Source organism: Leisingera sp. NJS204 (genome assembly GCF_004123675.1).
Lineage (GTDB): Bacteria > Pseudomonadota > Alphaproteobacteria > Rhodobacterales > Rhodobacteraceae > Leisingera.
In genome coordinates this window covers 3,902,782-3,923,192 of sequence record NZ_CP035417.1, presented here as the reverse complement: position 1 = coordinate 3,923,192, position 20,411 = coordinate 3,902,782, and the positions used below count along the sequence as shown (strand labels likewise).

Here is a 20,411-nt window from a genome sequence, read left to right as displayed (position 1 = left end):
CCGCTGGCTACCACCCCATATTCTTCTTACTAGCAGGGCGTAATGACTCGCCTTCTTACTTACGGTACTTGCAGTGTTCGTTCTTAGCCAGGATCTTCACTGTCGAGTGTCGCTCTTTAGTCAATCCCCTTAGGCTTGGCAAAGCCGTGGGGATTGGCGACCTCTTCCTTAAATTCGAAGTGTGAGTGAGGACGTAGGCCTGTCGATCTGCATCTCGGTTCAGGCGCTTGTTATTGCTTTGTGAATTTGCGGGGAGTTCGGAGGAACCATCAAAATACCCCCGACAGTTCCTCCAGCCTCCAGCAGGGCTAGAGGCCTCGCCGCTTCAGCAGCTTTCCCGATCTGTTACAGATAAATCTGCAAAAGAATCTGGATCAGCATCAGCAACAGCACTAGCAGATCGTACATACTGACTCCTTTCTCATGCGCTGGGTTTTGGATTTTCACCAGTGGCAAGCTGGATCATCCCACCTACTACCTTCAGCTTATGAACGGAGGGGGGTGTCCTCCGTCACATCTGGTAATAGGCTGCGCAAGCCGACGCCCTCTTTTAAAGACGCCGATGGCCCCAATATAGAAAGCAAAATCAGTTTGTCATTAATTTACTAGCCAATTCGCATATGTGTGCTTGTCTTTCTGCCACTTGCGGCGGAGTAGAGGGGTATTCTGTTTGATCTGCACCCCCGGTAGCCGCTTGCTGTAGGTAGAACGGAGGATGGGAACCGGGTGTGGCGGCGTAACATTGGCAAAATCGGCTGGACCTCACGCCGCCTCCAATTGCATTGCGGGGATTTCGTGTTCCTGCTCCCGTCCGAAGATATCCAGCAGGACAACGGCATTCGGGCCGCGCAGGGCTGTGACTTCGACCGCAAAGCCCGCCAGCGAACCCGTGGCGACCACGGCTTGGTCGCCGACCTGGAATTCGCGGTGGGTGCGCATGAACCGCTCACGCTCCGGTGCGCGGGTCTGCTGGCCGCCCCAACGCTTGAACAGCTTTTCCATCCGTGCTTGCGGGACGGGGCGGGGTCGGCCATCGACACAGACCACTTGCAGGACGAGGCCGGTTTTCATCAGCCGGTCCCAGCCGTAGGCGACCTGTTCCTGGCGGATCGGGTCAAACCGGGTCGGCATCGCGACAAAGATCCAGCCGACCAGCAGGGGGTAGGAGACTTCCTGTTTGGTCTTCGAATAGCGGGATTTGAACCGCCATCCGCTTTTGGTGGGCAAGAAGACCTGGAAGCCCTGTTTCTTCAATAGCACCTCGACGACGAATTCACGCCGCCCTGTGCCCTTCTTCAGTCGATGCTTGGTGACGCCCCCGCGGCCCGTGTACGTCTCGTATTCGCCGCCGGTGATGGTTGTTGCCCGGTTCGGGTTTGCGGTCGCTCCGGTCCGCACAGCGAACCACTGGGTGTTTTGCTCGATCATGCTGCGTCCTGCTTTGCTGCGGCTTCTCCGGCCAGCCCGAAATAGGCGGCCCCGTCCACGAAGTTGTCGGCGCGATAGGCGCCCTGTTCTGACCGGACCAGTTTCAGGCAGGCCATGAACTTCCATCCCTGCTGTTCGGTCAGCTGGTGGCCGGTCAGCGCGTTGAACGTCGCGACGGTCGCCGCCATCGACCGTTCGCCGGTTGGATTGTCGTAGGTCGTAGCCCGGTCCTGCATCTCGGATTGGGCCAGCGATAGGAATTCAGCGGCTTGCATGGCGTATGACACCTTGTTGATTGCGGAAAGTATGTGATTTCAGAGGGTTGCGTGTCCGTATGGCGCTGCGGACCGGGCGGTATGACACCAAGGTTTTGTGAGTGACATACGGAAACGCGTTAGTTTTCAGTGATTTAGGTCGCCGTATGACACTTATGCCGGTATGACACCGCTCCCTATACGTATGGGGCGATAAAATATGTGAGAATACAGATAGGGTTCCCTTAGAACTTATATTCAGTGTCATACCTGTCATACAGGCCACTAAAGCGCTGTGATATAACGGCTTTTCGTATGACAGTGGCCGTGCGGCGGGTGTCATACCTGTGTCATACGTGACATACGGACAGGTGCTGTTGTTCAAATCCCGCATTTTTCCACCGCCTCACGGATCGCGCTTGTGTCGTTTTCCACGCTCCGGTCTAAAATCCACGGGCGCACGGCCTTGCCCCCGCGCCCGCCAATCATGATGCGTTTCGCCTGTACCGCCCTATGTTGCAGGAGTTTGCGCAGCTGCCCTTCGTCGACGTCGGTGTCGAAGGCGTCTTTTTCCGATAGGGCGGTCATGGCCTGGACGATCTGAGTGAAGGTCATGGCGGGGTAAGGCAGGTCTTCCAGCAGCGCGTGGAACAGGGCTTCTGTCTCGGACCGGTTGTTCTCGATCATCTGGGATCGGCCTGCCGTCCGCATGGAATGCTGCCAGTCGAAGTCCGTCAGGTCCCGGGCCACCAGTTCCGCGTGGAGCGCGGCCACACCGTCTGTTTCCAGCCACTCATAGAGCCGCAGATAGTATTGGCGGTCACGGGCTTTGCTGGGGCCGGTGAAGACGTTCACGCGGCGGTCCTCTTCGGTCAGCACCATGGCGTCCGGGTGGTTGGTCATAAAGAAGAAGTTGGTGAACACTTCCTGGGTCCGTTTGCTGCCGAACTTAACGTTCACCTCCAAGTAGTTTTCGGTGAGGTAGTCGCGGATCTTGTCGGACACGCCGTAGCGCTTACCCTGCTCCCGGACTTCTTCAATGGCGCACAACAGGGACTTGTTCAGGTAGTCCTGATAGTTCCCGGCGCTGCCTTCGCCCGCCAGCGTGGACATTTTGGTCTTTGTGACATTCCACTGGCCGATCAGGCGGCCCAGCAATTCGACGATCCAACCGCGCCCGGTACCGTGAGCGATCGACACGTGTAGCGGGGTCACTTTGCAGCGGCGGCCCGGGTGCTGCAGGTTGAAGGCGATCCAGTCGACGATCCAATTCCGTTCGATTTCGATAGGGAACAGATAAGCGATATGGTCCCAGAACACCGACGTGTCCGCCGTGATCTCGCGGAATTCGGGCATGTAGAATTCATTCACCCACCAGATACCGCGGTGCCGGTCGTCCTCGAAAAACACGGGGCTGTTAGGATCGTAGCGCACGCCCTGGGCGGACTTGCGGTCGCGGTCGATCAACCAATTCAGATGCACCGGTTGCCACTTGGTCTTGTCCGGCTCTGTCTTCGTCGGGGCCGGGACTTCGTGCCGGACGTTGGCTGTCGAGTTGCGGAATTCTTCCAGCTTGGACACCGCGCAGTAAGGCGGCTTGTTCAGATCGCAGACCATGTTGCCGTGTTCGATCAGCACATAACGGTCGATGAACCGGTCCAGCGGGTCCTTCTTGCTGGCGTCCTCGCGCCGCTCCTGTTTCGCCATCTGCAGGATGGTCGCCACAGTGACCGGGTTCTGGCTTCGCAGATCGGCTTCAAATGACCGCCAGCGGGCGCGGATCTTGTGCGGTTCGTATTTGACCCCCGCGGCGCTCCACTCGTCCCAGAGGTGGAAGCCGCCTTCGTCCCCGTCGAACTGATGATAGAGGGCCATCCCAACGCGCACCCAGTCATGCATCCGCATATCGGGATCCAGCACGGACAGTTCCGACCGCAGTTTGGTTTCCGAGATTTGGACCTTGGGCTTGGAGTGCGCCAGGACGCGTTCGGCCTCCGGGACCGACAGGTCTACTATCCGGGTGCTGGGCGCGGTTTCGACCTTTTCCCAGTCGTCGGGAATGATGCTTTCGAAATAGGCGATCAGATTCCGGGCGTCTTCTTCGGTGATCACCGGCAGATCGGCGGCCGGCACATCGGCCAGGGTCTGTTCCGTGATCCACTCATAAGGGCGCCCGGTGTCCGGGTGCTGGGCGAATGCGACGAACTGCTGGCCGTCGCCCAGGATCTCCACCTTATGTTCGATGCCCAGGAAGTCGGCGTATTTGGCGCTGGCCACCTTGGGGAACGGCTTGTCGGTGCGGTAGGCTAGCAGGAGCTTGGGGGCATCGCCGACGCGCTGCACAGTAGGGCCGATGTTCAGTTCACACCACGCTACCAGCTGTTCGATCACCCCGGCGTCGCGGACGTCCAGATCGACCGCAGGCAGCAGCTTCGTCAACACGCCCACGCCACCGTCGGCGAAGCCGTTGGACAGCCACTTACCCAAACGGTTCTGGTCTGCCTGGGTGGTCTGCCACGCATCAAGGCCCCACGGAAACTTATAGCCGCGCTTGATCGGGATAATCGGATAGCCCTGATCCAGAAGGCGCTGGCCGTAGGTCTTGAGAAAGGAGTTGGTCATTGTGTTTCTTCCTCGTCCAGCCGGGCGTCAGTGACGCAGGCGTTCACAAGTTCGGTGAGGGATACACCGAGTTCAGCGCCGCGCCGCCGCAGCCAAGAGGCGTTCTCGTCGGCAAGCTGCGACAGCGGCACCGCTTCGGCCCGGGTTTTCGAACGCAAGTATCGCGTTCCGAAAATCAAGTTCTGCTGCGAGGCAATCCGGCTGATATGGCCCACCGAGCACCCACAGGCTGCGACAATCTCCCGACCCATCCGGCCAGGGTCGCGTTCGATTTCGGCCACGATACGGGAGGCGCTAACGGACATAGCGGCCCGTCAGCTCTGAGCTTCTGCGATCAGGTCGCGGTTGATGAACTCGCCATAGGCGCGCGCGAATTCAAGTTCACTCGCGAAGCGAATCCGCGCCTTCATATAGAGGCGCCCCGCACATTTGCATTTCGTGGCACCGGACAACCAAAGCCGGGCCGTCTCCGGGTGGCAGCGTCCCATCTGAGCTAAGACTAGCGCTTGCTTGTGCTGAACGTGAGACTTGCCCGATAACACCCAACCCAAGAACTGGATCTGTTCGGCGGGGTCCGTGGTGTCCAGGATCAGATCTACGAGCTTTTCCAAAGAAGCATGGCCTGGACCTGCCGTAACCTGTTCTAGGGTCATTTTGGTTTCCCGCTACCTGAGGGGGGTTCTTGCGCAGATTTCCAGTTGAACAAACCATCGTCGAGTTCAATGCCAGCTTCATCGCACATCTCACGAATGATGAAGTACCAAGATGCCGGGAAGGTGCCGGTACTCTTGGCGTTAGCAACGGCGGTGCGCCCGACGCCAAGCTTTTTGGCGAGAGGGTGCCACCCCAATTGCTTTATGATCTGGGATACTGTCATGCTACATGAAGTGCCATAAAATATGGACATGGGCAAGACATACTTATTTGACGTGTCAAAAAATATGACTAGCGCTAATCATTGTACATGGACACACCATTCGGAGATATCGCCGCGCGCATCCGCTGGCACCGTAACCTTCTGGGAAAAAACCAGACGGAATACGCGGAGTTGATCGGAGTGAAGCGGACTGTGCTCAACAATTGGGAGACAGGGCGTCAACGCGTCTCATTGGACGGCGCGCTATTGCTTCGAGCCAAATTCGGGCTGTCACTCGACTTCATATACGCGGGCATCGACGACGCGTTGCCGATGAGCTTGCGTAACGCACTATTGGAAAGCCCAATAGAAATATCGTGAAGAAAGTCAATTGTAAGCCCAGTTTCCCGGGCGCCTTCGATCAATAGATCGACACGAGTTTGAGCGCTCATGCACGTCCTCTCTAAGACACCTTAATTTTCTGCCGCGTTTGCGGTTTTGAGAGGTGGGGTGCTCAAGCATGACGCGAGCGGTCTTCCCGTCCAGCAATCGGAACATAACGAGAACACGGCGGATTCGCAAGAGCGATGTACCCACGGGGGCCTAGCCGGGGCGCATGGCGTGCGCAACGGCTTCGGGTCCTTCCGTCTGAGGAATTCCATATTTTTTGGCACATCAGGATTGACTGTCCATATTTTATGGCACATGATCGGTTCATCGAAAGTCACCGAAGACGCACAGTGCCGCCCCGGGCGCCGACCCAATAGGCCCGCTAATCGTGACTTTCTCTGAACCCGGAAACCGATGAGACGAAGCCATGAAAAACGACAGCACTCCCCAGAAGATTGACCGCCTGGAAGCGCAACGCGCCCATGTGAATTTCCTCTATGAGAACTCGCCGTGGGCTTCAGGGCCGGGCTACCGCACCCAGCTGAACCAGATCGACACCGAACTGGCCCAGCTGCGGAAGACGGCAGCGTAGGCCAGCCCCCGGCTATAGGCCGGGCACACCTCAGAAGATCCCGAACAAATCCAACCCCGCGCTGGCGATTGCCGACAGCGTGCCAATTGAGGAACCCAAAATGTCCCTTGAACAGCAGATCGAAAACCTCGCCGGTCGTGTCGGCGGCGTCGAAAAGCAGCAGGAGAAAACCAACAACCTGCTGTCGGAAATCCTCGCCGTCCTGCAGCGCGACGGGCTGCCCCCGGCGACCGACAACGTCGTGCAGCTGGACGAAGCCGCGGCGCCGGACGACGAAGCCCCGACCAAAGAACCGGAGCCGGAGGACGAAGCGCCCGAAGACACGCCGGAAGACGAGGCCGCCACGCTGGAAGCGACCCGCGACGCGCTCATGGCCTTCAATTCCGACCATGGTCGCCCGGCGACTATCGCGCTGATCGAACGCTTTATCGACGTCGGCGCCAAACCGATCCTGGGCAGCATCCCCGAAGGCAAATACGCCGAAGTGATCGCCGCCTGCGCCGAAGAACCGGAGAAGGCCGCGGCATGAGCCGCCCGGAACAGATCCGCTGCGCCGTCAGTTTCAAGGCGGCCAGCGGGATCGACTGCCGGACAGTCCTGCTGAACGGCACCCCGCCGGACGCCCTCTGGGCCAGCGAAGCCCGCGCCGCACTCTACCGCCAACATGATGTGGCCGGGGCGTCCATCACCAACATTCGGGTTTTCTCTGACGACGACAGGGAAGCGGACTTCAACGTCTGTGAACCCGAAGAATTCGAGAAGGTAGCCTAATGACTGCACATGCAAAACTAGGCCCGTCGGGCGCGCACCGCTGGATGCTCTGCCCCGCATCGGTCGAAATGGAAGCCCAGATCCCGGACACCGGGATCGACAGTCCCTACGCCGTAGAAGGCACCACCGCCCACGCGCTGGCCGAAATGGCCCTGGCCAACAACCGCGACGCCGACGATTACGCGGGCGTCCGCTTCAATCCCGATCTGATCCACGTCGACGACGACATGGTCGAATACGTGCAGATGTATCTGGACTATGTCCGCGAACTGGGCGGGACCCGCTTCACCGAACAGCGGGTCGATATCTCGCGGTGGGTGCCCGAAAGCTTCGGCACCGCGGACAATATCGTGTTCACCGACGATGGCGTCATGCACGTGATTGACTTGAAGTATGGCAAGGGCGTTCCGGTCTTCGCACAGAACAACCCACAGGGCATGTGCTACGCCCTGGGCGCGCTGGCCGCCTATGACTTCCTGTTCGATATCGAAACCGTCCGAATAGTGATCCACCAGCCCCGGCTGGATGTGGTCAGCGAATGGGATATCAGCCGGGAAGATCTGCTGGCTTGGGCCGACAATGAACTGGCCCCGGCGGCGCAGGCCGCGAACGCCGAAGACGCCCCGTTCAATCCCGGGGACAAGCAGTGCCGGTTCTGTGACGCCAAGGGCATCTGCCGCGCGCTGGCGGAACACAATCTGGCCGTTGCCTGCGAAGGGTTCAGCGTGGTCGGTGATCCGATCAGCACCAAGGACGTAAAGTCTTTGGCGCCCGAAGAAATCGCGGGTTTGCTGCCCCAGCTGGACCTGCTGACCAAGTGGGCGAAGTCCGTGGAAGGCCACGCGCAGGGCCTCTTGGAACTGGGCGAGGACGTCCCGGGTTTCAAGCTGGTCGAAGGCCGGTCGGTGCGCAAGTGGGCTGACGAGGACGCCGCGGGTAAGGCCCTGTCCCGGAAGCTGGGCGCCAAAAACGCTTTCACCAAGAAGCTGATCACCATCACCCAGGCCGAAAAGGAACTGGGCAGGGGCGACCCGCTGATCGTCAAGCACACCGTCAAACCCGAAGGCAAGCCGACCATCGCCCCGGTCAGCGACAAGCGCCGGACTATCGAAATCGACGTAACCGACGGCTTCGGCGAAGTCCCTGACGCCGCCTAACCCCCACCAATCAAAGAACCCGAAAGCCCGAAAGGAAAAGCTATGTCCGACTTTATCATGATCAGCGGCGCCCGCGTCTCGTTTCCCCATCTGTTCACCCCGCCGACTATCAACGGCGAGGAGGGCAAGTGCGGCGCCACGCTGATGCTGGACCCCAAAGACCACGCCAAGGTAATCGGCCAGATCGAAGATCAGATCGCCGAACTGTGCAAGTTCAAGTTCAAAGGCCGCAAGCTGGCCGCTGAAAAGCTCTGCCTGCGCGCTGGCGAAGACAAGGGCCGCGCGGAATACGACGGCCTCATGGTGTTGTCAGCGAACTGCAAGAACCGCCCGCTTGTTCTGCGCGGTGACGGTCGCACCCGGATCGAAGACGAACGCGACAGCCCGATCTATGCGGGTTGCGTCGTGAACGCCAAGGTCCGGCTCTGGGCACAAGACAACCAGTACGGCAAGCGCGTCAATGCTGAACTGGTGGCGATCCAGTTCCTCCGCGACGGCGAGCCGCTGGACGGTTCCTACGTCTCCGAAGACGAAGCCGCCGACGGCTTCGGCGAAGTTGCCAGCGACGACGATTTCCTGGCCGCCTAACGCCCGCCATCTACTCGCGGATCCCCGTCGTCTGTCTCGACAGGCAGCGGGCACCTGAACCCCTCAGACAGAAAGAATATCAAATGGACAGTCAAGTCGCCCGCCTTGGTCAAGCCCGCGTAGAGCCGACCCTTGTCAAGCAGGCCCGCAATAGCCTGGAACCTCGCTTGGATCGGCTCGCGATGCTCGCGGATAACATCAGCGGCACCCTCACAACGCTGGGCGTAACCGCCGAGCGGGTGTTCGGACCGCAGCCGCCCCAGGCAACCGAAGGGGCGGCCCAGGACGCCCGGAGAGACGGTGCGCTGGGGCTGCTGGACGAGCGTCTGGACGAGGTCGAGCGTCTGGGCCGTGCGGTTCATGAACAAGCGATGCGGTTCGCGGAACTCTGACCTCTCTTTCTGCCCCTTCGACCGTGAGGGGGCAGCGACGGAAGTCAGACAAACACGAAACACGGGAGTTCGAAAAATGGCCTATCATATTAAATTCGAAGACCAGGGGCAGGACCTCACGCACCTCGTGGTGAACGCCGAAACGGGCGTGATCGAAGACGCGGGCTTGTTGACGTGGATGTTCGGTGACGGGTCCTGCGTCGTGGAGACCGGCGAACTCACTGAAGACCGCATGGTCCGCTACCAGCAGTACGGTACCCGGAAAACCTTCAAGTACCCCATGATCCGCCTCGAACTGGACGGCGAACTGCTGGCAGAGGCGGCCTGAACCGTGCTCTACATCGACGTCGAAACGTTCAATGCCGAAAAAGACATTTCCGCCGGGACCTACGAGTACGCCCGGACGGCGGAAATCCTGCTGGTTACTTACGCCATCGGGGGCGGCCCGGTGAAGCTGTGGGACGTAACTGAAGGCGATAAAATGCCGGAAGAACTGGCCGACGCGCTGCTGGACGAAACCGTTCCGATTACCGCGCACAACGCTATGTTCGACCGCCGGGTTCTTGCGGCGAACTTCGGTCCTGCCGACACCATCGTCGGAAACCCAGCCCGCTGGCGCTGCACCATGGTTAAGGCCATGACACACGGTTTCCCGGGTTCGCTGGACCAGTTGGGGCAGATCTTGCGGCTGTCGCCGGATCAGGCGAAGCTGAAAGAGGGCAAGAAGCTGATCAACCGCTTTTGCAAGCCCGCGCCGAAGAACCACAAGGCTGACCGCTACGACCGCACAACGCACCCCGAAGAATGGGCGCAGTTCTGCGACTATGCCGTCCGGGATATCGGGTCGATGCGCGAAATCGACCGGCGCCTGCCGGATTGGAATTACCGCGGCGACGAACTCGAAATGTACCGCCTGGACCAGCGTATCAACGACCGCGGTTTTCAGTGCGACCGCGCGCTGGTCGAAGCCGGTGTCCGGGCCGCGCGGGAAGAAAAAGAAACGCTGTCTGCCCGGTTCATCGAACTGACCGGTGGCGCTGTCGAGCGCCCCACCATGCGAGCGAAGTTTCTGGAATTCCTGAACGAGGAATTCAATCTGGATCTGGACAACACCCGGTCCCAGACCTTCAAGGATTTCCTTGCAGCGCCGGATCGCGAAGTGCGCCCGGAACTGCGGGAGCTGATGGAAATTTCCATCATGTCGAACAAGACGTCGACCGCCAAATACGGCGCGCTCGAACCGGCGATTTCACCAGACGGGCGGTTCCGGGGCGGCCTGCAGTTCTCCGGCGCGGCGCGCACCCGTCGGTGGGCCGGGCGGACGTTCCAGCCCCACAACCTGCCGTCCCGCGGGCTGCCGCCCCAGAGTGCCGTGGACCAGTATATCGCCGCGCTGAAAGCCGGGGTGCAGGACCTCCTGTTTGACGACTTGATGCTGTTCGGCTCCGCGGCTTTGCGGGGTGTTGTAGAGGCCCCAGAGGGCAAACAACTGACCGTGGCCGACCTGTCGAACATCGAAGGCCGGGCCAACGCTTGGCTGGCCGGGGAACACTGGAAGCTGGAAGCGTTCGAGGCATTCGACGCGGGCACCGGCCCGGATCTCTACAACGTGACTGCCGGCAGTTTGCTGGGGCAGGACCCTTACGAAGTCAGCAAGTCCGACCGGAACGTTATGGGCAAGGTGCCCGAACTGGCCCTGGGCTACCAGGGCGGCGTCGGTGCCTTCCAGACCTTCGCCCAGACCTACGGCGTCCAGATGGCCGATCACTGGGGCACGATCCGCGTCAACATGCCCCGGTTCGCCGACAAGGCGAAAGAGAACTATCACGTCTGGGGTAAACAGCGGGACCCGGATCTGGATCCGGTCGAATGGATCGCGTCGGAAACCGTGAAGCTGGCATGGCGGCAGCGGCACCCGGCAATCGCCGATCTGTGGAAAGCCTGCGAGACAGCTGCGCGCGAGGCGTTGAAGAAACCCGGAAAGGCGTTCCGGGCGGGGCCGCACATGGTGTTCAAGCGGGTCACGCACGCCGGGCACAACTACCTGCTGAACCGGCTGCCTTCGGGCAAGTTCCTTGTCTACTTCTCGCCCCGGCTGGACCCGCAAGGGCGCATCACGCACCGCGGCGTTGACCCGATCACGCGCCAGTGGGTCCGCCAGCACACCTACGGCGGCAAGCTGGTGGAAAACGCCTGCCAAAGCCTTAGCCGTGACATTCTCGCGCACAACATGCCCGCTTGCGAGGCGGCGGGCTTCGAAATTCTGCTGACCGTCCACGACGAAACCGTGACCGAAGCACCAATCGACGAAAATCGCTCTGCCGACGCCCTAGCGGCGATTATGGCAACCCCGCCCGAATGGGCGCCGGGTTTCCCGCTGGCCGCTGCCGGGTTCGTGGCAGACCGATACAGGAAGGACTGAAAAATGGACCTCTTTGAGCAGATCCGGGAAGACCGCAAAGCCGGGACCAAAGGTAGTTGGACCGACCGTTGCGAAACGGAATGGAGTGTCGATACCGAAGGCGAAAACACCTATTGCGGGATCGGCCCGGAAGGGCGGAACCCGGTAGCTATGGCGGTCGTGAACTCCGCCTGGGGCAAAGACCGCGTCTTGGACGCCAACGCCCGCCGACTGGCCCGGGTGCCTGAAATGGAAGACGCGCTGCTGGCAGCCGAAGGTGCCGCGAATTGGCTGGACGTGCTGCTCACCGCCATCAACAGCGCGTCCTGCGAGCCAGAGGACCCGGAAGCGTTCGACGAGGCGCTGGCGGGCGCCCGGGCGTTCGTCGACAGTTTCGAAGCGAAGGTAAAATGACTGCCGGCCACCTGAACTGTACCGTCTGCCCCAGCTGCGGGGCCAAGCTGGCGGCCAAGGACAGCCGCCCGCACGACGCCTACGGCTTCGCAACCGTTCGTCGCCGCCGGGTGTGCGATTCCTGCGGTTACCGGGTGCAGACGGTCGAAATTCCGGCAGATGTGGCAGACGACGTGTTCCAGGAGGATGCCGCGTGACCCGGGAAAGCCACATCGAACGCAAGGTCTGCGAGGCCGCCAAGCGGGCGGGGTGGCTGGTCTACAAGTTCGTCTCCCCAACACAGAAGGGAGTGCCGGACCGGTTCTTCGTCCGCGCAGGCCGGGTGGTCTTCGTCGAATTCAAAGCCGCTGGAAAGAAGCCGACGCCGCTGCAGGCCCGGCAAATAGAAAAACTCATCGATCAGGGAATGGAAGTCCATGTCATCGACAGCGTTGAAGACGGCGCCCGCCTTTTCGCGGGATAGAGAGTACCCGACCCAAGAAGCGTTGCGGGCAGCTTTCGAATACGATGCCCAAGGCTTTCTGGTGCACCGCCCGCGTGTTGACAGCATGGGGCGCCCGAACAAGCGGTACGAAGGTAAACGCGCCGGAAACTTGGATAGCAACGGGCGCTGGCGGATCACGCTGGATGGCGTGTTCTATGAAGGCCACCGCCTAATTTGGATCTGGCATAACGGCCAGATCCCGGAAGGCAGGGTCGTGGACCATGCCGATGGTGACCCCCTGAACAACCGGATTGAAAACCTGCGGGTCGCTACGGTCGCGCAGAACAACGCCAACCGGTGCCGAAAGACCGACGGGGCGACCAGCCAGTATTTCGGCGTGTCTTGGCACAGCGCGCGGGGCAAGTGGACCGCCCAGGCGAAGAAAGACGGCACGGTCCACTACATCGGTTCCTTCGACGATGAACGCGAGGCGGCCCTCGCGCGAGATAGTTTCGTGCGCGGTCTCCACGATGGCTTCGAGAAACTGAATTTTCCGGGCGAGTTGAACCGGTTCGACCTCCACGAATACCAAGAACGCGCGGTGCAGTTCATCAAGGACACACCGTCCTGCGCGTTGTGGGTAGAGATGGGCTTGGGAAAAAGCGTGTCCGTTCTGACGGCGGTGTCGGACCTCCTGCAATCGTTCGAGGCGCACAGGGTGCTGATCATCGCGCCGCTGCGGGTCGCTCTGAACACATGGCCCACCGAAATCGGGGTGTGGGGCCATCTGCGGCACCTGTCGTTCTGCAACATCCACGGATCACCCGCCGCCCGGGTGCGCAAGGTTCTGACCGATCGGTCGGATATCCATATCATAAACCGCGAGCTTGTGTCGTGGCTGGTGCAGACCTTGAAAGAGAACAAGTCGGGCTGGCCGTATGACGTCGTCGTGATCGACGAAGCGTCCAGCTTCAAGTCGGCCTCCACCAAGCGGTTCAAGGCGTTGCGGAAGGCGCTGCCCGCTATCGGGCGGCTGATCGAATTGACTGGCACCCCGGCCAGCAACGGCTTGCTGGACGTTTGGCCCCAGGTGTTCCTGCTGGATCGGGGCGCGCGCCTGGGCAAGACGTTCACGGCCTACCGCGACCGGTACTTCGTCGGCGACTACATGGGGTACAATTGGGACCTGCGGAAAGGTGCAGATCAGCAGATCTATGACGCCATAGGCGACATTTGCCTGACACTGACAGCCGAAGATTATCTGGATCTGCCTGACCGCATCGACAATGTGGTGGAACTGGCTTTGCCACAGGCGGCCCGCGCCCAGTACCAGCAATTGGAGCGGGATTTCCTGGCCGAAATCGGCGACGACACAGTGGAAGTGTTCAACGCGGCGGCGCTTTCGAACAAGCTGCTGCAGTTCGCAAACGGCGCGGTCTACACCGACGACGCCGGGACCTGGGCGGGCGTCCATGACACTAAGTTGGACGCGCTGGCCGGGATCGTCGATGAAATGGCCGGCGCGCCGCTCTTGGTCGCGCACAACTTCAAAAGCGATGCTGCGGGGATCCAAAAACGGTTCCCCCAGGCGCAGTTGCTGGGCAAGGACCCGGAACAGATCAAGGCTTGGAACCGGGGCGAAATCCCAATGCTGCTGGCACATCCGGCCAGCGCGGGTCACGGCCTGAACCTGCAGAAAGGCGGGAACACCATCGTCTGGTTCGGGCTGAACTGGTCGCTGGAATTGTACCTGCAGTTCAACGCCCGCCTGCACCGGCAGGGCCAGACCAAGCCGACAGTTATCCACCATCTGGCCGTCGAAAACACGGTCGATCAAACGGTTCTGGCGGCCCTGGGCCGCAAGGACGTCACCCAGCGGGCGCTGTTGAACGCCCTGAGAGCAGATATCGGAAGGAGGGTTTGAACATGGTTGACCTACTGACAGGAGGGACGAACCCACCCCCGGCAGCGTTGAGTGCGGAGCCGTACTCGATTGCAGAGTTGGACGCGCACCAAGACGCGGATCGTATTTGGGCGACAGTCCTCGGTATGCGCCGCTCGCACGAGGCGGAGCTGTCGAATGTTGAAGACACCGCCGAAAGCGATCTAGAGGCAGCATTGAAAGGGCGCGACGACGACTTGCAGGACAAAGAGGACCAAATCGAAGATTTGGCGGACAAGGTGTTGGAACTGGAAACCCAGAATTCCGAACTCGAAGCCGAATTGATCGAATACATGCTGGCGGCCTGAACATGGCGACCGGCGCGAGGATCTTGGACGAGGGGCTAACCCCCGAAGAATGGGTCGAAAAGTTCGCGGCCCGGGAAATGACTTACTCCGCCCGGTCACTGCGGGCGGACGCAAGGCGGATCGGCGCGTGCCACATCGTCGGTCACGGGGCGATGCTGATCACGCCGGAACAGATGGACAAGATTTTGGAGGATAAAGAGTGCCGCTCGAACCATACCAGCGGGGCGAAGTCTGGTGGGCCAAAGGGCGCGTCGAACTCGACGGGCAAGCCATCACGGGCTACCTCCGGGTCAGCACTGGCGCATCTACAGAGACAGGCGCGCGGCGGTGGATCGCCGAAGAAACGGAGCGCCTGAAGCGTCGGCACATAGTCGGCGAAGAAGCGGACGAATTCACATTCGACGACGCTGTGGTACTGTACCGGGCTAAACCGGCAGACGCCAAGCGTTTGATCACTATCCTGCCCCACCTTACTGGGCGCGCGGTCGCCGGGATCACCCCGAAAGAAGTCCGAGAACTGGGGCCAAAGATCTTGCCCAATTGCGCGACCGACACTTGGTGGCGTGAAATCGTGACCCCCATCCGTTCGGTGATCAACAACGCGCACGACGACGGAAAATGCCCGCCGATCAAAATTCGCGGCTACGGCACCAAAGAACGCGTCGCTCAGGACAAAGCGCGGGGCAAGCAGTCGCGGGTAGAGAAAACCCCCAGTGACCGGGACTGGTTGGATAAGTTCACCACCGCTGCCGACGGGTACAATGCGGCTATGGCGCAGTTCATGTTTGAAACCGGCGCCCGGATCAGCCAGGCGGTCGCGCTTGTGCCGAAGGATCTGGATCTGCCCCGTTTGCGCGTTTGGTTGGGTGCGTCGAAAGGGCACCCGGCCCAGTGGGTCGCTATTTCTGAGGCGATGGCGGCTATCTTGGTCGCGCTACCGCCGAAGCGTCCGCGCGCCCGGCGCGGAGATCAGCGCTTGCCGCCGCGGGTGTTCGGATACGCCCACCCAACGAGTATGCACAGCCGCTGGCGCGCCATTTGCAAACAAGCAGAAATTGACTACATTGCCCCCCATGCAGCCGGGCGGCACGGTTTCTATACCGAAATGCGCGTGCGCCAAGGGCTGGACCCGATCACCGCCGCCAAGGCAGGCCGCTGGTCTGACCCTACTTTGCCGGACCGGATTTACGCCCACAGCGACGTTGACGAAAGGGAAATCCGGGCACGGGCCGGTACAAAGCCCGTACAGCCCCCCAGCAAGGGGAAGGGCTAAGTTTTTGAAAGTAAATCAGTTTTTGGAGCTCACCGCACCCCCTCCTAAGGGGCAGGTTGCAGGTTCGAATCCTGCCGGGGTCGCCAAAACCACCTGTTTGCCAATGAGGCATAAGAATGCAAAGATGCCGGTTTTCATGCACACTGGCTGTCAACATCAAAATGCTCGGCACCTCCATCTTTTAAGAGGAGCCACAAAATTCCTTATACTCGCGCTCAATTGATGCGGCGTGTTAGGCTCTGGACTCATTGAGTTTCAAAGCCAGTAGATAACGAGTGCTGCAAGCGCGATTGCTGACAGGAAGACTTTTGGGCATCTGTCGTATCGTGTCGCAACCCGCCGCCAGTCCTTCAGCCTGCCGAACATAATCTCAATCACTGCCCGGCAGTGCATTGCGCAGCAATGTCACGAGAGGGGCGGTTGCGCCGCTTACATCGGCGTTTGTCGTATCTGATGGCTTTCTTGCGCTGCTTTCGACCGGGGATGCAGGCCCGTATCCCTTTGTCTTTCAACGCTTCTCTAAACCAATCGGCATCATACCCGCGATCTCCGAGAAGCCATTGGACGTCAGGCAGGCCACTCAGCAGCGCCTTAGCACCGGTGTAATCACTGACCTGTCCGGCGGTCACGAACAGGTTCAGTGGACGCCCCTGGCTGTCACAGATTGCGTGCAGCTTAGTGTTCATGCCGCCCTTAGTGCGCCCCCTCTCGGGACATTGCTGCGCAATGCCCTGCCGGACAAGGGATCAGGCGCCCGCGCCCCCCTTTTTAACCCCAAGACTGGAGGCCGTACGATGTGCCTTCAGGTAAGTTGCGTCGATCAGCACGGTCTTTTCCTCACCGTGATCAGCAGCCAGACCGGCCATCATCTGGGCAAAGATGCCTTCGCTCGACCATTTTATGAATGCATTTGCAAAGACGTACCGTCTCCCGCCTGCATACTCACCTTTCACTGTTGTCGACTTCGAAGAGGCCTTCAATCCCGAGGTGATGGCGTCGCTGCTTCACAAAGAACAATAGCGATCAGAGCGCCTGTAGTTGCCGCGAAGAGCCCGCTTTAAGCGGGCTCTTTCTTTGCCAGACCAGTACATGCTTTTGGTTTTGGCGTGCATGTTTTTGGGGTGCGCCACCATTTGCCAATTCACAAGTTAATGATTTTAATTGGTAAACTTCGGGAGTTGGATCGCCGAATCGAAGATGCGTGCATTCTTATGCTTCATTGGCACTGTTGCTGCCAAGGAGGCATAAGAATGCACAGAAGCCGGTTGTCATGCACACCGGTTGTCAACATCAAAATGCTCGGAACAGCCTTTTTTTGCGGACCTTCGTCCAGATCGCAGCACTGCTCCGGGTCTTCAACGCGAAGGGCGGGAAGCTGATGGGGTGGATGGCTCTTGCTCCAACCGGCATCGCAATGCGCCATAGTGCAGGTGTCTCAGTCTGCTTTGAGAGGAGCCACCCCATGCAAGTTACCACCATCGGCTTGGATTTGGCCAAGAACGCTTTTCAGGCTCACGGAATTGCCGAAGATGATGCCGTTGTGTTCAACCGTCCGCTGCGGCGTGCGCAGGTGTTGCCATTCTTCAAGAAACTGGAACCTTGTCTGATCGGCATGGAGTTATGCAGTAGCGCCCATCACTGGGCGCGCGAACTGACCGCCCTGGGCCACGATGTTCGTTTAATCCCGCCGATGTATGTGAAACCGTACGTCAAACGCGGCAAATCAGACGCTATTGATGCCGAAGCAATTTGCGAAGCAGTGACCCGACCAACGATGCGGTTCGTGGCGATCAAGACAGTGGAGCAGCAGTCCCTGCTGTCACTGCATCGGGCGCGTGACCTTCTTGTTCGTCAAAGAACGCAGCTGATCAATGGCTTGCGTGGTCTGGTCGCCGAGTTTGGCATCTACATCCCCAGAGGGTTGGCACGGGTGATCGGGTTCGCTGACGGCATCACCCTTGGTGAAGTTCTCGATCTGCCGGACATCGCCAACGAGGTGATCCGTACCCGGCGGGTGCGGTTGAAGCCTCAGTTGCTATAGCGGCTTGAAAGAAGCGGCTGGGTTCAGAATAGACTCCCTGATCGCGCCGCGCGCGTTCCATGCTGAGATCCAGTAGAACGCGGGTTGCCTCGTAAGCCAGAATCATCCAATCACTGGTGTTTTCCGCGATTTGCACACAAAGACGCCCTGCCGCAGAACGAACAGGCTCGCGTGCGGCTTCGCGGTTACCGAGAAAGAGCGCTTCGCGCAGAGTTTCCTTCAAGGCTTGTTCCCGCTGAATTGCCAGTTGTGCTTCCACGCGGGTGCGTTCAGGTGCAACGGCGCGCGCATGATCCGAACTGCTGCGATTTCAAATCGCACCAGTTCGGACAGCACCCGTTCCATCAAACCTGTTTCCATGTTTGCAACGCCCCTCGCATAGTCGAAGGCAAGGGTGCTGCGCCACGTCAATCGGTGGGCCAGCACCTCGACCTCGCGGACGACATGTGTCTTCAAGGAAAAAACCAGAAACCGGTTTGAGGCGTTTTTTAAAAGAATTCCGGGACGCGCCACCGCCAGTAAAACGACGATGGTCTGCGTTCCAAATGCAGACATGGTGTTGATCTTCTCAATGCTCCGGCTCCCGCAGGCGGTCTGTGTAATCGGATGTGACAGAGGATGTGACCAGAACGACAAAAACGCCCCGGGGTGGGGCTTTTTATTGTTTATTTTCATATTATTAGGGGGAGATTGGCTCCGGCGATAGGGAACGCAGCTGCCAGTGCCTCTCGTTGTCCAGGAGAGGCTTCCAGGGGAAGCGCGATGATGAAGCGCTCAGCCACTCGACCCTTCCTCTGGATGAAAGTTCAGTGGCCGTTCATTTGCTCGCCAGCTTGATCGCGAGCTGCAAAATGTGCGACGTCGATCCGGTCAGCTGCTTTTCCGGTACGCTGCGCGCGTTGCTCGACGGCCACCCTAAAAGCCGCATCGACGGCCTCATGCCTTGGAATTCCTCGCCCGCGTCAAGCCGCGCCGCGTAGGGGAGCGCCGAGGCGCTTACGGTTCAGTCTTGGCCGGGACAGCAAAACAGGTGACCGGCTGGGACACGTTATGAAGGGTGACCGCACCCAGCGAAACGCCTTGTGATGGATCGCTCAGGATGTCCTGGCTGACAATGACCGGATGGTTGACCGTCTTGCCGTAGTCGCCCAGCCGGGCGGCGATATTGGCGGCCTGGCCGATCACCGTGAAGTCCAGCCTCTCACGCGAGCCTACGTTGCCGTAGGTCACGCGCCCGTAGGCGATGCCGATGGCGGCTTCGCAGCGGTGGCCGTCTTCTTCCTGGGCGATTTCCTCCAACCGGGCCACAATGGTGCGGGCGCTGTTCAGGGCCTGCCTGCGGGCCCTTTCAGGATCGCTGCCGGCCGGGAACACCGCCAGCACAGCGTCGCCGATGAATTTCAGCACCTCGCCGCCGTGCTCATGCACGATGGTCGAGGCAGTCTCGAAGAACTGGTTCAGAAGCGCGATATAGTCCTGGCGGCCCAGTTGTTCTTCCAGCCGGGTGGAGCCGCGCAGATCACAAAACATGATGGCGGCGTCGATTTCATCTCCGTCGCCGCGGCGGATCTCGCCGCCCAGTACCCGGGCGCCGGTGCGCTTGCCAACATAGGTTTCCAGCAGCGACTGTGCGTTCTCGCGCTGCATGAAGATTTCATAGTAGCGGGCAATCACATCGGAGCATTCGAATATCAGCCCCAGGTTAGCGGTGGAAAAGCCGTTCGGGTGGTCGCTGGTGAGGGTCAGCACATTGATGCGCCCGTCGGAAAAGCGCAACGGCATGGCGACATAGTCGGTGGCCCCCTCCTTGCGCAGATCTTCAAGGATCGGAAACGCATCTGCGGACCGGCAACAGCCGAGCCGGTGGCGCACACCGCCCAGGCCGTTGGAGACGTGGCGCAGCGGGCTGTTCTGATAGGCCGGGTGGTCGTGGATTTCGTAAGACGGGGCATAAGTGGTAACCTCGCCGGACGTCTTCTGCCAGATGAAATTCTTGCCTGCGATCAGCGGATGCAGGGACCATGCCATGACGGACATGCGGGACAAGTAGATGCCTTGCTCCACGAGTTTTTCTGCCAGAGCGGCCGTCAGCTCCTCGGGGGTCGGAACCAGGGCGGCGTCCCGCAGCAGCCAGTCGATCACCGGGCCGGAGATATTGCCGTAGTCCGGCATTTCCACGCTGTTGCTGCCCAGGTCGAATTCGGCCTCCGCGCCAGGCATAAAACCGATATGGCCAGATATGGCCGCTGCCTCCGGCATTGCCTCGTCGTAAGACCAGACAGCGTTCTTTAAGCCGCCGCCAGTCAACAGTACGTCGCGGTAGCTGGCCGTGCCTTTGAACGGGCAGAAGGTTTGCAAGGGGGTGTTGGACGATAGCTGTGCTGTCACGTCTTCCGAGGGAAAATAGATCGCTGGGGGAAGCCGGGTTTCATACATCACCTTGGCGCGGGAGCTTTGCGCCAGAACGGTGCCATTGCGCCGGGCCGTGACCAAGCCTTGAAGCGGCTCGATAACAATGCCGTAGCCCCGATGCGGTGCGTGTACCTGTGCATCCATCC

At 60.1% G+C, this 20,411-nt stretch carries 24 protein-coding genes and 2 pseudogenes; 17 read left to right on the top strand and 9 right to left on the bottom strand.

What is annotated here, in order from left to right:
- Positions 1-762: 762 nt before the first annotated feature.
- From nusG to ETW24_RS19005, 6 genes are all read right to left on the bottom strand, one after another.
- Positions 763-1,428, bottom strand: a complete 666-nt coding sequence (gene nusG / locus ETW24_RS19030; protein WP_164982772.1) for a transcription termination/antitermination protein NusG — start codon at positions 1,426-1,428, stop codon at positions 763-765.
- Positions 1,425-1,703, bottom strand: a complete 279-nt coding sequence (locus ETW24_RS19025; RefSeq protein ID WP_129372500.1) for a DUF6378 domain-containing protein — start codon at positions 1,701-1,703, stop codon at positions 1,425-1,427. Before ETW24_RS19025 ends, nusG begins: the two co-directional genes overlap by 4 nt.
- 360 nt (positions 1,704-2,063) lie before the next feature.
- Positions 2,064-4,304: a PriCT-2 domain-containing protein gene (locus ETW24_RS19020; RefSeq protein WP_129372499.1), complete on the bottom strand. Its 2,241-nt coding sequence runs from the start codon at positions 4,302-4,304 to the stop codon at positions 2,064-2,066.
- Positions 4,301-4,609, bottom strand: a complete 309-nt coding sequence (locus ETW24_RS19015) for a hypothetical protein (protein ID WP_129372498.1) — start codon at positions 4,607-4,609, stop codon at positions 4,301-4,303. The genes ETW24_RS19020 and ETW24_RS19015 overlap by 4 nt, the downstream gene beginning before the upstream one ends.
- A gap of 9 nt (positions 4,610-4,618) precedes the next feature.
- The gene (locus ETW24_RS19010; RefSeq protein ID WP_129372497.1) at positions 4,619-4,957 is read right to left on the bottom strand and encodes a hypothetical protein; all 339 of its coding nucleotides are present in this window, start codon (positions 4,955-4,957) and stop codon (positions 4,619-4,621) included.
- A complete protein-coding gene (locus tag ETW24_RS19005) occupies positions 4,954-5,181 on the bottom strand; it encodes a hypothetical protein (RefSeq protein WP_129372496.1) in 228 nt (75 codons plus the stop codon). The genes ETW24_RS19010 and ETW24_RS19005 overlap by 4 nt, the downstream gene beginning before the upstream one ends.
- A gap of 87 nt (positions 5,182-5,268) precedes the next feature.
- On the opposite strand from ETW24_RS19005, the gene ETW24_RS25255 reads away from it, so the two are divergent.
- From ETW24_RS25255 to ETW24_RS18935, 15 genes are all read left to right on the top strand, one after another.
- Positions 5,269-5,541 carry a helix-turn-helix domain-containing protein gene (locus tag ETW24_RS25255; RefSeq protein ID WP_129372495.1) on the top strand — a complete coding sequence of 91 codons (273 nt, stop codon included), beginning with the start codon at positions 5,269-5,271 and terminating at the stop codon, positions 5,539-5,541.
- 436 nt (positions 5,542-5,977) lie between these two features.
- Positions 5,978-6,142, top strand: a complete 165-nt coding sequence (locus tag ETW24_RS24340; RefSeq protein WP_164982771.1) for a hypothetical protein — start codon at positions 5,978-5,980, stop codon at positions 6,140-6,142.
- A gap of 100 nt (positions 6,143-6,242) precedes the next feature.
- Positions 6,243-6,671, top strand: a complete 429-nt coding sequence (locus ETW24_RS18995; protein WP_129372494.1) for a hypothetical protein — start codon at positions 6,243-6,245, stop codon at positions 6,669-6,671.
- Complete coding sequence (locus tag ETW24_RS18990; protein ID WP_129372493.1) at positions 6,668-6,913, top strand: hypothetical protein; 246 nt, start codon at positions 6,668-6,670, stop codon at positions 6,911-6,913. Before ETW24_RS18995 ends, ETW24_RS18990 begins: the two co-directional genes overlap by 4 nt.
- Complete coding sequence (locus ETW24_RS18985; RefSeq protein ID WP_129372492.1) at positions 6,913-8,070, top strand: DUF2800 domain-containing protein; 1,158 nt, start codon at positions 6,913-6,915, stop codon at positions 8,068-8,070. The genes ETW24_RS18990 and ETW24_RS18985 overlap by 1 nt, the downstream gene beginning before the upstream one ends.
- A gap of 42 nt (positions 8,071-8,112) precedes the next feature.
- A complete protein-coding gene (locus ETW24_RS18980) occupies positions 8,113-8,658 on the top strand; it encodes an ssDNA-binding protein (RefSeq protein WP_129372491.1) in 546 nt (181 codons plus the stop codon).
- A 182-nt stretch (positions 8,659-8,840) separates the two neighbouring features.
- The gene (locus tag ETW24_RS18975; protein WP_129372490.1) at positions 8,841-9,050 is read left to right on the top strand and encodes a hypothetical protein; all 210 of its coding nucleotides are present in this window, start codon (positions 8,841-8,843) and stop codon (positions 9,048-9,050) included.
- A 76-nt stretch (positions 9,051-9,126) separates the two neighbouring features.
- Entirely contained in the window at positions 9,127-9,378 is a 252-nt protein-coding gene (locus tag ETW24_RS18970; RefSeq protein WP_129372489.1) for a hypothetical protein, read from the top strand.
- A gap of 3 nt (positions 9,379-9,381) precedes the next feature.
- Complete coding sequence (locus ETW24_RS18965; RefSeq protein WP_129372488.1) at positions 9,382-11,472, top strand: DNA polymerase I; 2,091 nt, start codon at positions 9,382-9,384, stop codon at positions 11,470-11,472.
- 3 nt (positions 11,473-11,475) lie between these two features.
- Positions 11,476-11,865: a hypothetical protein gene (locus ETW24_RS18960; RefSeq protein WP_129372487.1), complete on the top strand. Its 390-nt coding sequence runs from the start codon at positions 11,476-11,478 to the stop codon at positions 11,863-11,865.
- The gene (locus tag ETW24_RS18955) at positions 11,862-12,062 is read left to right on the top strand and encodes an NrdR family transcriptional regulator (RefSeq protein ID WP_129372486.1); all 201 of its coding nucleotides are present in this window, start codon (positions 11,862-11,864) and stop codon (positions 12,060-12,062) included. The genes ETW24_RS18960 and ETW24_RS18955 overlap by 4 nt, the downstream gene beginning before the upstream one ends.
- A complete protein-coding gene (locus ETW24_RS18950; RefSeq protein ID WP_205877300.1) occupies positions 12,059-12,328 on the top strand; it encodes a VRR-NUC domain-containing protein in 270 nt (89 codons plus the stop codon). The genes ETW24_RS18955 and ETW24_RS18950 overlap by 4 nt, the downstream gene beginning before the upstream one ends.
- Positions 12,282-14,213, top strand: coding sequence for an SNF2-related protein (locus ETW24_RS18945; protein WP_129372485.1), 1,932 nt, complete (start codon positions 12,282-12,284; stop codon positions 14,211-14,213). Before ETW24_RS18950 ends, ETW24_RS18945 begins: the two co-directional genes overlap by 47 nt.
- Before the next feature lie 2 nt (positions 14,214-14,215).
- Positions 14,216-14,539 carry a hypothetical protein gene (locus ETW24_RS18940; RefSeq protein ID WP_129372484.1) on the top strand — a complete coding sequence of 108 codons (324 nt, stop codon included), beginning with the start codon at positions 14,216-14,218 and terminating at the stop codon, positions 14,537-14,539.
- 199 nt (positions 14,540-14,738) lie between these two features.
- Positions 14,739-15,812 (top strand): tyrosine-type recombinase/integrase, encoded by a 1,074-nt coding sequence (locus ETW24_RS18935; protein ID WP_254695653.1) that lies wholly within the window; start codon positions 14,739-14,741, stop codon positions 15,810-15,812.
- A gap of 255 nt (positions 15,813-16,067) precedes the next feature.
- Here the strand turns inward: ETW24_RS18935 and ETW24_RS18930 are convergent.
- Positions 16,068-16,723: pseudogene (locus tag ETW24_RS18930) on the bottom strand (IS5 family transposase); the annotation flags it as partial.
- Between the two features lie 551 nt (positions 16,724-17,274).
- Between ETW24_RS18930 and ETW24_RS18925 the strand changes: the two are divergent.
- A pseudogene (locus tag ETW24_RS18925) lies at positions 17,275-17,817 on the top strand (IS110 family transposase); the annotation flags it as partial.
- Between the two features lie 255 nt (positions 17,818-18,072).
- Here ETW24_RS18925 and ETW24_RS18920 read toward each other — a convergent pair.
- Positions 18,073-18,408, bottom strand: coding sequence for a hypothetical protein (locus tag ETW24_RS18920; RefSeq protein WP_164982770.1), 336 nt, complete (start codon positions 18,406-18,408; stop codon positions 18,073-18,075).
- Between the two features lie 296 nt (positions 18,409-18,704).
- On the opposite strand from ETW24_RS18920, the gene ETW24_RS25250 reads away from it, so the two are divergent.
- The gene (locus ETW24_RS25250; RefSeq protein WP_237455495.1) at positions 18,705-18,833 is read left to right on the top strand and encodes a transposase domain-containing protein; all 129 of its coding nucleotides are present in this window, start codon (positions 18,705-18,707) and stop codon (positions 18,831-18,833) included.
- 16 nt (positions 18,834-18,849) lie between these two features.
- Here the strand turns inward: ETW24_RS25250 and ETW24_RS18910 are convergent, their stop codons facing one another.
- On the bottom strand, positions 18,850-20,409 hold the full coding sequence (locus ETW24_RS18910) for a DUF427 domain-containing protein (protein WP_129372481.1): 1,560 nt from the start codon (positions 20,407-20,409) through the stop codon (positions 18,850-18,852).
- Positions 20,410-20,411 lie beyond the last annotated feature (2 nt).